Annotated in this window: 12 protein-coding genes; 7 read left to right on the top strand and 5 right to left on the bottom strand. The window is 61.1% G+C overall.

Going from position 1 to position 13,583, the window contains the following annotated elements; all coding sequences use genetic code 11:
• Positions 1-14 precede the first annotated feature (14 nt).
• Positions 15-1,406: a class II fumarate hydratase gene (fumC, locus tag AC13QO_RS05960; protein ID WP_085778389.1), complete on the bottom strand. Its 1,392-nt coding sequence runs from the start codon at positions 1,404-1,406 to the stop codon at positions 15-17.
• On the opposite strand from fumC, the gene AC13QO_RS05955 reads away from it, so the two are divergent.
• Both AC13QO_RS05955 and AC13QO_RS05950 read left to right on the top strand, forming a co-directional pair.
• Positions 1,405-1,734 (top strand): hypothetical protein, encoded by a 330-nt coding sequence (locus AC13QO_RS05955; RefSeq protein ID WP_285196032.1) that lies wholly within the window; start codon positions 1,405-1,407, stop codon positions 1,732-1,734. The genes fumC and AC13QO_RS05955 overlap by 2 nt on opposite strands.
• A gap of 75 nt (positions 1,735-1,809) precedes the next feature.
• Entirely contained in the window at positions 1,810-3,711 is a 1,902-nt protein-coding gene (locus tag AC13QO_RS05950) for a L,D-transpeptidase family protein (protein WP_488540145.1), read from the top strand.
• Positions 3,712-4,295: 584 nt separating this feature from the next.
• Here the strand turns inward: AC13QO_RS05950 and AC13QO_RS05945 are convergent.
• The gene (locus AC13QO_RS05945; protein WP_488540144.1) at positions 4,296-5,000 is read right to left on the bottom strand and encodes an HAD family hydrolase; all 705 of its coding nucleotides are present in this window, start codon (positions 4,998-5,000) and stop codon (positions 4,296-4,298) included.
• Positions 5,001-5,238: 238 nt separating this feature from the next.
• Here AC13QO_RS05945 and rpiA point away from each other — a divergent pair, with 238 nt between their 5' ends.
• From rpiA to AC13QO_RS05930, 3 genes are all read left to right on the top strand, one after another.
• Entirely contained in the window at positions 5,239-5,937 is a 699-nt protein-coding gene (rpiA, locus tag AC13QO_RS05940; protein WP_097599179.1) for a ribose-5-phosphate isomerase RpiA, read from the top strand.
• Between the two features lie 15 nt (positions 5,938-5,952).
• Complete coding sequence (locus AC13QO_RS05935) at positions 5,953-6,528, top strand: DUF2059 domain-containing protein (RefSeq protein WP_085778385.1); 576 nt, start codon at positions 5,953-5,955, stop codon at positions 6,526-6,528.
• A 94-nt stretch (positions 6,529-6,622) separates the two neighbouring features.
• A complete protein-coding gene (locus AC13QO_RS05930) occupies positions 6,623-6,907 on the top strand; it encodes an acylphosphatase (RefSeq protein ID WP_488540143.1) in 285 nt (94 codons plus the stop codon).
• A 40-nt stretch (positions 6,908-6,947) separates the two neighbouring features.
• Here AC13QO_RS05930 and AC13QO_RS05925 read toward each other — a convergent pair whose 3' ends face one another.
• Positions 6,948-7,166 (bottom strand): hypothetical protein, encoded by a 219-nt coding sequence (locus tag AC13QO_RS05925; RefSeq protein ID WP_041678876.1) that lies wholly within the window; start codon positions 7,164-7,166, stop codon positions 6,948-6,950.
• Positions 7,167-7,368: 202 nt separating this feature from the next.
• On the opposite strand from AC13QO_RS05925, the gene gor reads away from it, so the two are divergent.
• Positions 7,369-8,754 carry a glutathione-disulfide reductase gene (gene gor / locus AC13QO_RS05920; protein ID WP_488540142.1) on the top strand — a complete coding sequence of 462 codons (1,386 nt, stop codon included), beginning with the start codon at positions 7,369-7,371 and terminating at the stop codon, positions 8,752-8,754.
• A gap of 6 nt (positions 8,755-8,760) precedes the next feature.
• Here the strand turns inward: gor and AC13QO_RS05915 are convergent, their stop codons facing one another.
• A complete protein-coding gene (locus AC13QO_RS05915; protein WP_488540141.1) occupies positions 8,761-10,044 on the bottom strand; it encodes a pilus assembly protein TadG-related protein in 1,284 nt (427 codons plus the stop codon).
• A 187-nt stretch (positions 10,045-10,231) separates the two neighbouring features.
• On the opposite strand from AC13QO_RS05915, the gene AC13QO_RS05910 reads away from it, so the two are divergent.
• Positions 10,232-11,605: a class II 3-deoxy-7-phosphoheptulonate synthase gene (locus tag AC13QO_RS05910; protein ID WP_183700154.1), complete on the top strand. Its 1,374-nt coding sequence runs from the start codon at positions 10,232-10,234 to the stop codon at positions 11,603-11,605.
• 55 nt (positions 11,606-11,660) lie between these two features.
• Here AC13QO_RS05910 and AC13QO_RS05905 read toward each other — a convergent pair whose 3' ends face one another.
• Positions 11,661-13,499 (bottom strand): ABC transporter ATP-binding protein, encoded by a 1,839-nt coding sequence (locus tag AC13QO_RS05905; RefSeq protein WP_488540140.1) that lies wholly within the window; start codon positions 13,497-13,499, stop codon positions 11,661-11,663.
• Positions 13,500-13,583 lie beyond the last annotated feature (84 nt).

The following is a 13,583-nucleotide window of genomic DNA, read 5'->3' as shown; positions in this document are numbered from 1 at the left end:
GCGCCTGTTGTCCTTTACTTCGGTCCGATCATCGTTTCCGGGCGCACGATCGCGTCATATTCTTCCGACGTCACCAGGCCGCTGGCGAGCGCCTCCTCCTTCAAAGTCGTGCCATTCTTGTGCGCCGTCTTGGCGATCTTGGCGGCGGCGTCGTAGCCGATCTTGGGGGCGAGGGCGGTGACCAGCATCAGCGAGCGCTCGAGGCCGGCCTTGATATTGTCCTCGCGCGCCTCGATGCCGACAACGCAGTTGTCGGTGAAGGAGACGGCCGCGTCGGCAAGCAGCTGCACCGACTGCAGGAAATTATAGGCCATCATCGGATTGTAGACGTTGAGTTCGAAATGGCCCTGGCTATCGGCAAAAGTCAGCGCGGCGTGGTTGCCGAAGATGTGGATGCAAACCTGCGTTAATGCTTCGCACTGAGTCGGATTGACCTTGCCGGGCATGATCGACGAGCCTGGCTCGTTTTCCGGCAGTGCCAGTTCACCCAGGCCGGCGCGCGGGCCGGAGCCGAGCAGGCGAATATCGTTGGCGATCTTGAAGAGGGCGGCAGCCGCCGCATTGATGGCGCCATGCGAAAAGACCATGCTATCATGCGAGGCGAGCGCTTCGAACTTGTTCGGCGCGCTGACGAAGGGCATGCCGGTGATATCAGCGATCTCTTCGGCGACCTTCTCGGCAAAGCCGACCGGCGCGTTGAGGCCGGTGCCGACGGCGGTGCCGCCCTGGGCGAGCTCGCAGAGGCCCGGCAGGGTCATCTCGATGCGCTTGATGGCCGAGCCGACCTGGGCGGCATAGCCGGAGAATTCCTGGCCGAGCGTCAGTGGTGTGGCATCCTGAGTATGGGTGCGGCCGATCTTGATGATGTGGCTGAACTCGGTGACCTTCATATCCAGGGCGGCATGCAGGTGCTTCAGCGAGGGCAGCAGGTGATGGGCGATCCGTTCGGCGCAGGCGATGTGCATGGCCGTCGGATAGGTGTCGTTCGACGACTGGCTCATATTGACGTGATCGTTCGGATGCACCGGCTTCTTGGAACCCATGACGCCGCCGAGCATTTCTATGGCACGATTGGAGATCACCTCGTTGGCATTCATGTTGGACTGTGTGCCGGAACCGGTCTGCCAGACGACCAGTGGAAAGTGCTCGTCGAGCTTGCCGTCGATCACTTCCTGGGCGGCGTCGACGATGGCCTTGCCCAGCGCCGGATCGAGCTGGCCGAGCGACATGTTGGCGCGGGCGGCCGCCTGTTTCACGATGCCGAGCGCGCGCACGATCGACAGCGGCTGCTTTTCCCAGCCGATCTTGAAATTGCCGAGCGAACGCTCGGCCTGGGCGCCCCAATATCGGTCGGCGGCGACATCGATGGGGCCAAAAGTATCGGTTTCGGTGCGGGTTGCGGTCATGAGCCTTGCCTTCCTCTCGCATGCTGTTTTCTGGCATCTTCGAAAGATGTGGTCTTATAGGTTGGAAACCAGGGTAAGAAAACAGGATGCTGTGCGAAATATTGATACTCACAGTCATGTTTGCGCCGGCCGAGCGGCGTGCTTTTTCGGCCACGTTGGAAATTTTATGTATCGGCACGTTTTTGCCGTACTGGTCCGGCGGCGAAAATTCGGTAAAAAATTAACTAATAATTTCATAATTTTGTGTGAACTGCTGTGCGGCGCCGCGCAGGATTCCTCTCACATGAAATTGAGTCCGCCAGCGCTGGCGGCGAAGGCCGGTTTCTGATCAATGAGGCCCTACGCTGCTTGAGTTTCGCGGGATTTGAGCTGAGAACAGCATGACATCGGGACTGGAATATATATGACGTTCGTTTTGAAAAGCGCGGTATCCGCATTGGCAGTTTCCTGCGGCCTGGCAATGATGGCCGCTCCCGCGCATGCCTATACGCTGATGGATATGCTGCGCGGCGACAGGCAGCGGACCCAGAGCACCATTTTCATGGATCAGATGCCGCCCGGGCGTGTGGCGCCGCGTGGCGGCGAAGGCGGATCGCTTGGCGGGCTTGACCCGGAGGCGCCGCTGCCGAAGGTGAGCGGTCCGCGTTATTACACCTATAAGACCGAAGGCCTGCAGTTCGTCGATACCAGCAAGTTTGCCGATCCTATCGTCACTGGTGCGGTTGCTGAGGTTTCGCCGGGGAGCGATTCCGAACCGGTGGTGCAGCGCCGCTTCCTGGCGCAGGCCAAGGTTCGTGCCAATGCCGACGTCGCCAAGGCGCTCGAAACCTATTACAGCGACAGCCGCAATCCGCTCGTCTGGGTCGACGGCAACCAGATCAACGAGCGCGCCCAGTCGGCAATGGCGGCGCTGGCCGATGCGGCTTCCGTGGGTCTCGACCCTGCCGATTACGCCGTGCAGGCGCCGGCCGTCGATCCGGCCAATCCCGATCCTGCTGCGCGCGACCGGGCGCTGACGCAGTTCGAGCTGGAACTTTCGGCCAAGCTGCTTGCCTTCGTGCAGGACACGGTCCGCGGCCGCATCGATCCGAACAAGATTTCCGGCTATCACGATTTCCAGCGCAAGGTCGTCAATCTGGCGCCGGTGCTGAAGCTTGCCCGCATGAGCCCCAATGCCGGCGCCTACATCGCCAGTCGTTCGCCCGATAGTACGCAGTTCGAGGCGCTGAAGGCGGAGCTTGCCAAGCTTCGCGCTGCCGACAGCAATGAGGAGCAGATCGTCATTTCGCTCCAGGGCCTGCTCAGACCCGGCGACAGCTCGCCCGAGATCGCCAATATCGTCAAGGCGCTGCAGAAGCACGGGTCCGAGACACTGAAGACCGATCATGCGGCGACGTTCGCAGCTTACGCCGGAGGCAGCGACTATTCGCCAGACATCGTCTCACTCGTCGAGGACTTCCAGAAAGAGCACGGCCTGAAGCCGGATGGTGTTATCGGCCAGGCGACGGTGCGCGCCATGACCGGCGGCGACACCAATGCCTCGAAGATCGAAAAGCTCGTCGTCGCCATGGAACAGGTCCGCTGGCTGCCGGAAGATCTGGGTTCCCGTTACGTCATGATCAACCAGCCGGCCTACATGGCCTACTACCACAATGACGGCAAGGAACAGCTGTCTATGCGCGTGGTGGTCGGCGGCAAGAACAACCAGACCTATTTCTTCAACGACGAGATCGAAACGGTGGAGTTCAACCCGTTCTGGGGCGTGCCGCAGTCGATCATCATCAACGAAATGCTGCCGAAGCTGCGCTCGGACCCCAACTACCTCGATCAGCTCGGGTATGAGGTTGAGGTGAATGGCCATGCCGTCGCCTCGTCCAGCGTCGACTGGTACGGCTCGACCGCGAATGTTTCGGTGCGCCAGCCGCCAAGCGGCGATAACGCCCTCGGCGAACTGAAGATCCTGTTCCCGAACAGCCACGCGATCTACATGCACGATACGCCCTCGAAGAGCTTCTTCAAGCGCGACATGCGGGCGCTCAGCCACGGTTGTGTCCGTCTTGCCAATCCGCGCGCGATGGCGGCCGCCGTGCTCGGCACGACGGTTGACGATGTCGCCAGGCAGATTGCAAGCGGCCAGAACCATGCGGTGAAAGTGCCGCAGAAGATCCCGGTCTACGTCTCCTATTTCACCGCCTGGCCGAACAAGGACGGCGTGGTGGAGTATTTCGATGACGTTTACGGCCGTGACGCCTATGTCGAGAAGGCTTTCGACGCGACGACCAAGGCGCGTGGGGCGCAGATCTAATACAGGTTTATTGGGCTATTGAATGGGCGGTCTTCGGGCCGCCCGTTTCGTTATTGGGGTGTCTGCGTGCTGCAATATGAGGATCGGATGCGCCGTGCCGCCCCCCATCCGACCCTTCGGGCCACCGATGAAAAAAATGTAGGATATTGATGCTTGCCGGGCGAGTGGCCGCCCGCCCGGCAGCTGGTTGTCGGATCGTCACCTTCTTAGCCGTTTTGGGGCTGTGGGGAGCAGGATCGCAACCGGCTCTTCATCTGGCCCGTGTGGTTGCAGGAACCTTGGGGTTCGTATCCAAGACAGGGACGACGAAGATGACCGATAATAGCATGATCTGTGCCGGAATCGATGTCGGCAAAAGCCATCTCGACATTGCCCTCCATCCCGGTAAGGCAAGGCTGAGGGTCACGTACGACACCGCTCCCCGCTGGGTAGAAGGGGGAACAAGCGGCGCACACCTCGTAACAATGGGACGTTTTGATGGGAGCAGGGGATCAGAGGCTTGTCCCTTCTACCCAGCAGGGAGAAGGTGCCGGCAGGCGGATGAGGGGGCTACAACTGCAGGGCATCGGCGAAGTTTCCAGCCCTCAAACAGCAGCCTTCTCCGCATTCTCCCGCAGCAGCCTTTCCACCAACTCCACCGTTAGTTCATCATAGTGCGTGATGATCACGTCCGGGTTCAAAGTCGAGACCGGCACATCCGAGTAGCCGAAGGGAACGGCAATCGCCGGCACGGCGGCGTTTCTGGCCACGGCGATATCGTTGATGCTGTCGCCGATCATCACGGTTCGGGAAATATTGCCGCCGGCGCGCTCGATGGTGCCGGTGAGGTGACGGGCGTCGGGCTTGCGGTATTGGAAGGTGTCGCCGCCGATGACTGCTTTGAAATAGTGGGCGAGATCGAGCTTGCCGAGCAGACCGAGCGCGAGGCTCTCCATCTTGTTGGTGCAGACGGCGAGGCGGTAGTCAGCGGATTTCAGGCGGTTCATCGCGGCGACCAAACCGGGATAGGGTTCCGTATGGCCGGGCATATTGCCGGCATAATGGGCGACGAAGCGTTCCACCAGCAGCGGCAGGCCGTCTTCCGCGAGCGAATGGCCGCGCAGCCGGCAGGCGCGCTCGATCATCACCCGCGCTCCCTGGCCGACGAGGTGAGTGAGGTCGTCATAACTGACCGGTTCGAGGCCGAGGGCTGCGATCGTATGGTTCAGGCTTTCGACGAGATCGGCATGGGTGTCGAGAAGGGTGCCGTCGAGATCGAAGACGACGAGCGGGGCGGGGGCAGGGGTCAAGGGGTTTGCCTCTTTGAGCGATGGGCGTCTTGCGAGCGGCTTCGATGGACGACGCGTCATTCCCAGGAATGATGATATCGGTAGGCGATCGTGGGGAGGAAAGCAACGGCCTGAGGATTAGCGGGAAGCCGCAGGCGTTTGTTTCGGCTTTTCATTTTCCGTGATGATTTTGACTTTCGTTTGCCAGGCGAGCCGTGTAAACAGCACATCCAACGCAATAATTCGGAGCTGGCGGCGCATGGATGCGCGCGAAATGAAGATCAAGGCCGCCGAGGCCGCGCTCGCCCATGTCGAAAGCGGGATGCGTCTCGGCATCGGAACTGGGAGTACAGCGGAAGAATTCGTCCGTCTGCTGGCGGAGAAGGTCGCAGGCGGCTTCCAGGTCGAAGGTGTTCCGACGTCCGAACGAACGGCGCGGCTCTGTGTCGAGCTCGGTGTGCCGCTGAAGTCGCTCGACGAGCTGCCGGCGCTCGATCTGACGGTTGACGGTGCCGACGAGGTCGATCCGGCGCTCAGGCTGATCAAGGGCGGCGGCGGCGCGCTGCTGCGCGAAAAGATCGTCGCCGCCGCTTCGCAGAGGATGATCGTCATTGCCGACGAGAGCAAGCTGGTCGAGACACTCGGCGCCTTCGCGCTGCCGATCGAGATCAATCCGTTCGGTCTCGTCTCGACGCGGATCGCGATTGAAAAGGTCGCCGCTCGGCTCGGGCTTTCCGGCGAGCTCAACCTGCGCCAGTCCGGTGACGGAGAGTTTACGACGGATGGCGGCCATTACATCATCGATGCATCTTTTGGCCGCATTCCTGATGCAGAGGCGCTTTCGAGCGAGCTGAATTCCATACCCGGCGTCGTCGAACACGGGCTCTTTATCAATATGGCGGCACTTGCGATCATCGCCGGTCCTGCGGGTGCGCGCACGCTGCAGGCAAACAGATAACAGGAGCATACACTTATGATGAACATTGCAGGTCTTGGCCGTCTTGCCGCTGCGACCATCGTTCTTTCCGGGCTTGTCTTCGGCTCCGCCGTCAAGGCGCAGGAAGTTTCCGAAGAGCAGCTGAAGGCGGCGCGCGCGGCGATTGACGCGATCGGTGCCACTGCCCAGTTCGACAATATCCTGCCCGGCCTCGCCGAGCGCCTGAAGGCCGGCCTGATCCAGGATTCGCCGAACTATCAGGACATCATTTCATCGACCGTCGACGCGCAAGCGCTGAAGCTGGCGCCGCGCCGCGGTGATCTGGAAAAGGAGGCGGCGCTCACTTATGCCAAGGCCTTCACGGTCGACGAGCTGAAGGCGATTGCGGATTTCTATAATTCCGACGTCGGCAAGAAGCTGCTGCGCGATGGTCCAGTCGCCTCCCGCGAAACGGCCAAGGCTGCCGACATCTGGGCGCAGGGCATTTCGCGAGACCTGGAAAAGCAGAGCAATGCCGAACTGTCCAAGGTCATCAAGGCGCCACCGCCGGCAACCGAGAGCCCAGTGGCTCCTGCACCCGCTCCGGCGCCGGCCCCGGCTGCCCAGAAGTAAGGGCTGCCTCCGCAGATTTGCAAAAGCCCGGCATCGTCCGGGCTTTTTTGTTATGATGGATACGGCAATAACGGCGAGGTTTGGGTGAGGCTACATGTCCGATCATCACGAGGCGGTGCAAGTGCGGATATCAGGCAGGGTCCAAGGTGTCGGTTTTCGCATGTGGACTCGCGATGAGGCGCTGCGGCTCGGCGTAACGGGTTGGGTGCGCAACGAAGCGGACGGATCTGTCTCCGTCTTGATCGCTGGAGCGGATAATGCGATTTTGACGATGATCGAGCGTTTGAGGCGCGGACCTGCAGGGGCATCGGTCTCAAGCGTCGAGACGGAAGCGGCTCAGCTCGAGAATATGCCGAGGGATTTCCGCATTACCGGCTGAGAGCGTCAAATCCTCGAGAGAGAAAATACGCCACGGGCGATCAGCCCCAATCCTTCGAACTCTTGGCCAGCTGCCATACGCCGGTCTCATCCGGCTCTACGCGCTTGTTGCCGCGGTAGAAGATCGGCAGCCCTGTTTTCTTGTCCATGGCAAAGCGGCTTGGCGTGAATTTTTCGCCCTCGTGGCCCTGGATCGCGAGGTTGAGCGCTTCCTTGAACTTGCCGGCCCTGCACAGGTTGGCGAAGAGAGTTTGATCCATCTTTTGCTCCGGCATCCTTTCAGTCTCGTGCATTGCCTGCCAGCCTCTGCCGACGCGGTCAACCGTAAACGGTGACCGGGGCACCTTCCGATCAAGATTCGGCCATGGAGTACGGGAAGACGCAGCAGCGGGGCTTTTGTTTTTATGATGATCACCCCTATATCAGCAACGTCCTTCCAGCGATTCCCTTCCGGAGCTTCTCATGTCTTCCTATGATTACGACCTTTTCGTCATCGGCGGTGGTTCCGGAGGCGTGCGCGCTGCGCGCGTCGCCGCCTCGCTCGGCAAGAAGGTGGCGATTGCCGAGGAATATCGCTATGGCGGGACATGCGTCATCCGCGGCTGCGTGCCGAAGAAGCTCTTCGTCTATGCTTCGCAATTCCACGAGCACTTCGAGGATGCGGCGGGTTTCGGCTGGACGGTCGGCCGAAGCAGCTTCGACTGGAAGAAGCTGGTGGCCGCCAAGGATGCGGAGATCGCGCGGCTGGAAGGCCTCTACAAGAAAGGGCTCGCCGGCGCCAATGCCGAGATTCTGGAAACGCGCGCTGAACTCGTCGATGCCCATACGGTGCGACTCGTGAAAACAGGGCAGACGGTGACGGCTAAGACGATCGTGATCGCCACCGGCGGACGCCCGAACCCGCATGTCGCGCTTCCCGGACACGCGCTTTGCATTTCTTCCAACGACGCATTTCATCTCGAGGAACTGCCAAAATCGATCGTGATCGCAGGCGGCGGTTACATCGCCGTCGAATTCGCCAATATCTTCCATGGCCTCGGCGTGGCGACGACACTGATCTATCGCGGCGCCGAGATCCTGTCCCGCTTCGACGAGGATCTAAGGCGGGGGCTGCACGAGGCGATGGTCGCCAAGGGCATCCGCATCCTCTGTCATGACACGCTGCAGCAGGTTTCGAAGACCGACGATGGGCTGGTGCTGGAGACGCTGAACAGCGGCACGCTGCAGGCCGATGTCGTGATGCTCGCGCTCGGGCGCGATCCGAATACGGAAGGCCTCGGTCTCGAGGCAGCCGGCGTCGCCATCGACGAGCGTGGCGCCATCATAGTCGATGATTATTCCCGTACAAACGTCGAAAATATCTATGCTCTCGGTGATGTCACCAATCGGGTACAGCTGACGCCGGTGGCGATTCACGAGGCGATGTGCTTCATCGAGACCGAGTACAAGAACAATCCGACCCGGCCGGACCATGACCTGATCCCCACCGCCGTCTTCTCACAGCCCGAGATCGGCACCGTCGGCCTGTCGGAAGAGGAGGCGGGCAAGCGTTATGGCGAGCTCGAAGTCTACCGGGCCCGGTTCCGGCCGCTGAAGGCGACGCTTTCGGGCCGGTCCGAGCGGATGATCATGAAGCTGATCGTCGACGCGGCGAGCCGCAAGGTGGTGGGGGCTCATATCCTCGGGCACGATGCCGGTGAGATGGCGCAGCTGCTCGGCGTCACGCTCAAGGCCGGCTGCACCAAGGACGATTTCGACCGGACGATGGCGCTGCACCCGACCGCGGCCGAAGAGCTCGTCACCATGTATGCGCCGAGCTACCGCATCCGTGATGGGCAGCGCCTCTGAGCCCTGCTAACTGGTGATGCGCGGCGCGCGGATGACTTTGAGGAAAAGCGCCTTCATCGCGTCGGCGATGCCGTCGGTGGGCGTGACTTCGAAATAAAGGCCGGGCGAGGCGCAGGCCTGCATTTTCGTCGGTATCTCGCTCTGGAAGGGCTTGATCCAGGTGTTGTACCAGTTGTTGCTGGGCAGCGGCAGGTAAGTGGTATAGAGCACGGCGATCTTGACGCCTCGGTCCTTCAGCGGCTTGCAGAAAGACGTGTCGATCGGCTCCTGGCAGCGACCGCCGGTCGTCTTCTTGGTACATGTCGAGGGCTTGTAGCTGTCGCCGACGCCGTCGGCGACGAAAAACAGGATTTTTTCAGGGCTGATATTCGAGGTTCCGTCGCCCGCGGGGTCGATGATTGTGTTGATCTGCGTCATCGCGCTGTCGAAGCTCGTGAGCTGGTCACTGTTGTAATTCTGGTAAGGAATTGTCATCAGGTCGACCGCGTCGGTATAATTCTTGACTTTTGTCAGGTCGGAGGTGAGGCCGGAAATCGTCGTCAGCTTCGCGTCCTCGGCCCTGGTGCCGAAAATGTAGACACCCATCCGAAACTGATCGCTGCTGACGCGCTCGGCCTTGGCCGTATCGGTCAGCGCCTGGGTAGCCTGGCGAACCACGTCGATGCGCATGGTGACGCCGAGGCTCTTGGCTATGGTGTAGTTGTTGGTGCTCTGGTCCATCTGGTGACAGGCGAAAGCGCAGCCGGTCTTGGCTTGCAGCTTCGAAACGTCGGTTGCGGTCGCGCCGACGCCCATGGAAGGCGTGTTGTCGAGCAGGATGTAGAAATCCATGAAGGCGGCAGTCTGGTATTCAGCTGTCGCCGTGCCGGAGATGGTGATCGAATCCCGGCCAAAAATGCGCATGAAGGTAGTCGGCACGGTCGCGGTGAAGGAAACCTGCGAGTTCAGCTTATTGGCGGTCTTGGTGACGTCGATGCCGAGATCGATATGAATGTCGGTCAGCTCACCCGACGTCTGCGACATGAAGATGTTGCGGGCGTCGGTGTTGCCAAGCGAGACCGTGCCGTTGCCGTTCATTGTCATTGCGGCGGCGACTGCGCCCGATTTTTCGGCGATCGAACCGACGGCCGCAGCATCGGCGGCGGCGTAGAGCTGCGTTCTCAGGCTCAGTGCGTGGGCCACATCGACCGCCATGCCGGCCGCACCCACGAGCGGCACCATCAGCAATGCCGTCATGATGCCGAAATTGCCCGAGCGGTCCAATATGAAGCCGGGCGGAAGGATCGCCATGACATGTCCCCGAATTGAAATTCCTTCAGCTTCTACATGCAAAGTCTGAAATATGGGGAAATCGACATGGTATATGCTGGTTTAAAGCTTCCGGTGATTGGCCTTTGCAAGCTTGATCTAAAGGTCTATAAGCCGCCGGATATTAAGACAGGGCATCCGAGGAATGGATGTGAGTGAGGTTGGTAAAATGGCAGAGAACTGGACCCCGAGCAGCTGGCGGCAGAAACCGATCCTGCAGGTTCCCGAATATCCCGATGCAGCCGCTTTGGCGGCAACAGAGGCCACTCTCGCCAGCTATCCGCCTCTCGTCTTCGCAGGCGAAGCGCGCCGCCTGAAGAAGCATCTCGCCAATGTCGCTGAGGGCAACGGTTTCCTGCTGCAGGGCGGCGACTGCGCCGAGAGCTTCGCCGAACACGGCGCCGACAACATCCGCGACTTCTTCCGCGCTTTCCTGCAGATGGCCGTCGTGCTGACCTTCGGCGCGCAGCTGCCGGTCGTCAAGGTCGGCCGCATCGCCGGTCAGTTCGCCAAGCCGCGCTCGTCGAATGTCGAGAAGCAGGGCGACGTGACGCTGCCCGCCTATCGCGGCGACATCATCAACGGCATCGAATTCACCGAGGAGTCGCGCATCCCGAACCCGGAACGCCAAGCCATGGCCTATCGCCAGTCGGCCGCGACGCTGAACCTCCTGCGCGCCTTTGCGATGGGCGGTTACGCCAACCTCGAAAACGTGCATCAGTGGATGCTCGGCTTCGTCAAGGACAGCCCGCAGGGCGAGCGCTACCGCAAGCTTGCCGACCGCATCAGCGAAACCATGGATTTCATGAAAGCGATCGGCATCACTTCGGAAAATCACCCGAGCCTGCGCGAGACCGATTTCTTCACCAGCCACGAGGCGCTGCTGCTCGGCTACGAGGAAGCGCTGACCCGCGTCGATTCCACCTCCGGCGACTGGTATGCCACGTCAGGTCACATGATCTGGATCGGCGACCGCACGCGCCAGGCAGATCACGCCCATATTGAATATTGCCGCGGCATCAAGAACCCGATCGGCCTGAAATGCGGCCCGTCGCTGCAGGCCGATGATCTGCTGCAGCTGATCGACATTCTGAATCCCGCTAACGAAGCGGGCCGTCTGACGCTGATCTGCCGCTTCGGCCATGAAAAGGTCGCCGAAAACCTGCCGCGTCTCATTCGCGCCGTCGAGCGCGAAGGCCGCAAGGTCGTCTGGTCCTGCGACCCGATGCACGGCAACACGATCACGCTCAACAACTACAAGACCCGTCCCTTCGAGCGAATCCTGTCGGAAGTCGAAAGCTTCTTCCAGATTCACCGCGCCGAAGGCACACATCCAGGCGGTATCCATGTCGAGATGACCGGCAAGGACGTGACGGAATGCACCGGCGGCGCCCGCGCCGTCACAGCCGACGATCTGCAGGACCGCTACCACACCCATTGCGACCCGCGCCTCAATTCCGACCAGGCGCTCGAACTCGCCTTCCTGCTTGCCGAGCGGATGAAGGGCGGCCGCGACGAGAAGCGCATGGTCGTCAACGGCTGAGGATAGCCCGAAACAGATGATGAAAAGCCCGGCTCGACCGGGCTTTTTATTGGCTTCAGATGCTGGCCTGAACGCTGTGCAGGTTGGCGTAGACGCCGCCTTGCGCCATCAGATCATCATGCGTGCCCTGTTCAACAATGCCATCGCCCGTCAGGACCAGGATGCGGTCGGCGTGGCGGACGGTCGACAGGCGGTGGGCGATGACCAGGGTGGTCCTGCCATTCGCCAGACTGAGCAGCGCCTGCTGCACCGCCCGCTCGCTCTCATTGTCGAGGGCGCTGGTCGCTTCGTCGAAGATCAGGATTTCCGGATCTTTGAGGAAGGCGCGGGCGATGGTGATGCGCTGGCGCTGGCCGCCCGAAAGCTTGACGCCGCGCTGGCCGATATCGGTGTCATAGCCGTTCGGCAGAGCCATGATGAAGTCGTGCGCATTGGCGGCGCGGGCGGCCGCTTCGAGCTCGCCATCGGTCGCGTCCAGCTTGCCGTAACGCAGGTTTTCCGCAACGGTGCCGGCAAAGAGATAGACGTCCTGCTGCACCACCCCGACATGGCGTCGCAGCGAAGCCAGCGTCACGTCGCGGATATCGGTTCCGTCGATGCGGATCGCCCCAGCTTCGACATCGTAGAAGCGCGGTATCAGCGCGCAAAGCGTGCTTTTGCCCACTCCAGAAGGGCCGACCAGCGCGACAAACTCTCCGGGGGCGATGGTGAGGGAAAGCCGCTCCAGCACCCTGGGACCATCGGCTTCGTAGCCGAAGGCGACGTCGGAAAAACTGATCTCGCCCCTTGGCGCCGGCATCGGATGGGCGTCCGGTCGATCGGTGATATCGGGATCGATTTCCAGGATCTCCATGGCCCTCGTGAAGCCGGTATAACCCTCCTGCCAGAGGCGCACGAAATTCGCGAGCCGCTGCACGGGATCGACCAGCACGCCGACGCAGAGCAGGAAGGTCAGCATATCCGGGACGGTCAGGTCCGCTGTCAGGATGCGCAGGCCTCCTGCGATGATCACCAATATGGTGACGAGCTGGGCGAAGGTTTCGGTGCCTACCGAAAACCAGGCCTCGCTGCGGTAGCCGTCGGCGCGGCTTTGCAGGAAACGCTGGTTTTGTGTGGCGAAGCGCTGCCGTTCCAATGCTTCGTTGGCGAAGGACTGGACGACACGGATACCGGCAAGCGCATCCTCGACACGCTCGTTGACAGCGGCGACCTGGCGCTTGCTGGCTTCGAGCGCATGGTTCATGCGCCGGTTGAAATAAAGTGCATAGGCCACCGCCACCGGAGTGAGCAACAGGATGAGGGTTGCCAGCAGCGGGTCGATGAAGAACAAGACCAGCATGGCGCCGCCATATTTCAGGACGGCAATGGAGAGATCCTCGGGGCCGTGGTGAAAGAGCTCGCCCAGCCAGAGGGAATCGTTGGTGATGCGGCTCATCAACTGCCCGGTGCGTTGGCGATCGTAGAAGCTGAAGGACAGCTTCAGGTAATGCTCGAAGAGTTCCTGCCGCACCGTCGCCTCGATGCGGGCGCCCATGACATGGCCGCGATAATCGACGAAGAAAATCGCCGCTACCTGGACGGCCAGAACGGCGAGCATCACACCGCCCATCGCAAGGATTTGAGCGAAGGCGTCGGGGGCATCCGGCAGAGCGAGAAGCCGGCTGGTGACGATGTTGGCACAGAGGGGCAACGCCACGGCGGTGGCGGCGACGAGGACGGCGCAAAGCAGATCCGCCAGCAGCAAAGGCAGATGCGGGCGGTAATAGGAGATGAACTTGCGCATGCGCGACCAGCGCCGCTCGCGTTCAGCGGCGTTCGGGTAGTCGCGGAAGAAATTCAGGAAGAGGTTATGGCGTCGCGAGCTTTTCCTCGCGCGGGAGAACCGAATATTCATGAGGCAGAATGTCCTTGTGGGCGATGTTTCCTTTCTGTCTGGACAGGGTCGCTCTCATGTCAGTCTCCCAAGGGTTGAATAAAT

Source organism: Rhizobium sp. CNPSo 3670 (assembly GCF_057784555.1).
The sequence above is the reverse complement of the archived record's forward strand: the minus strand, read 5'-3'. Positions and strand labels throughout refer to the sequence as shown.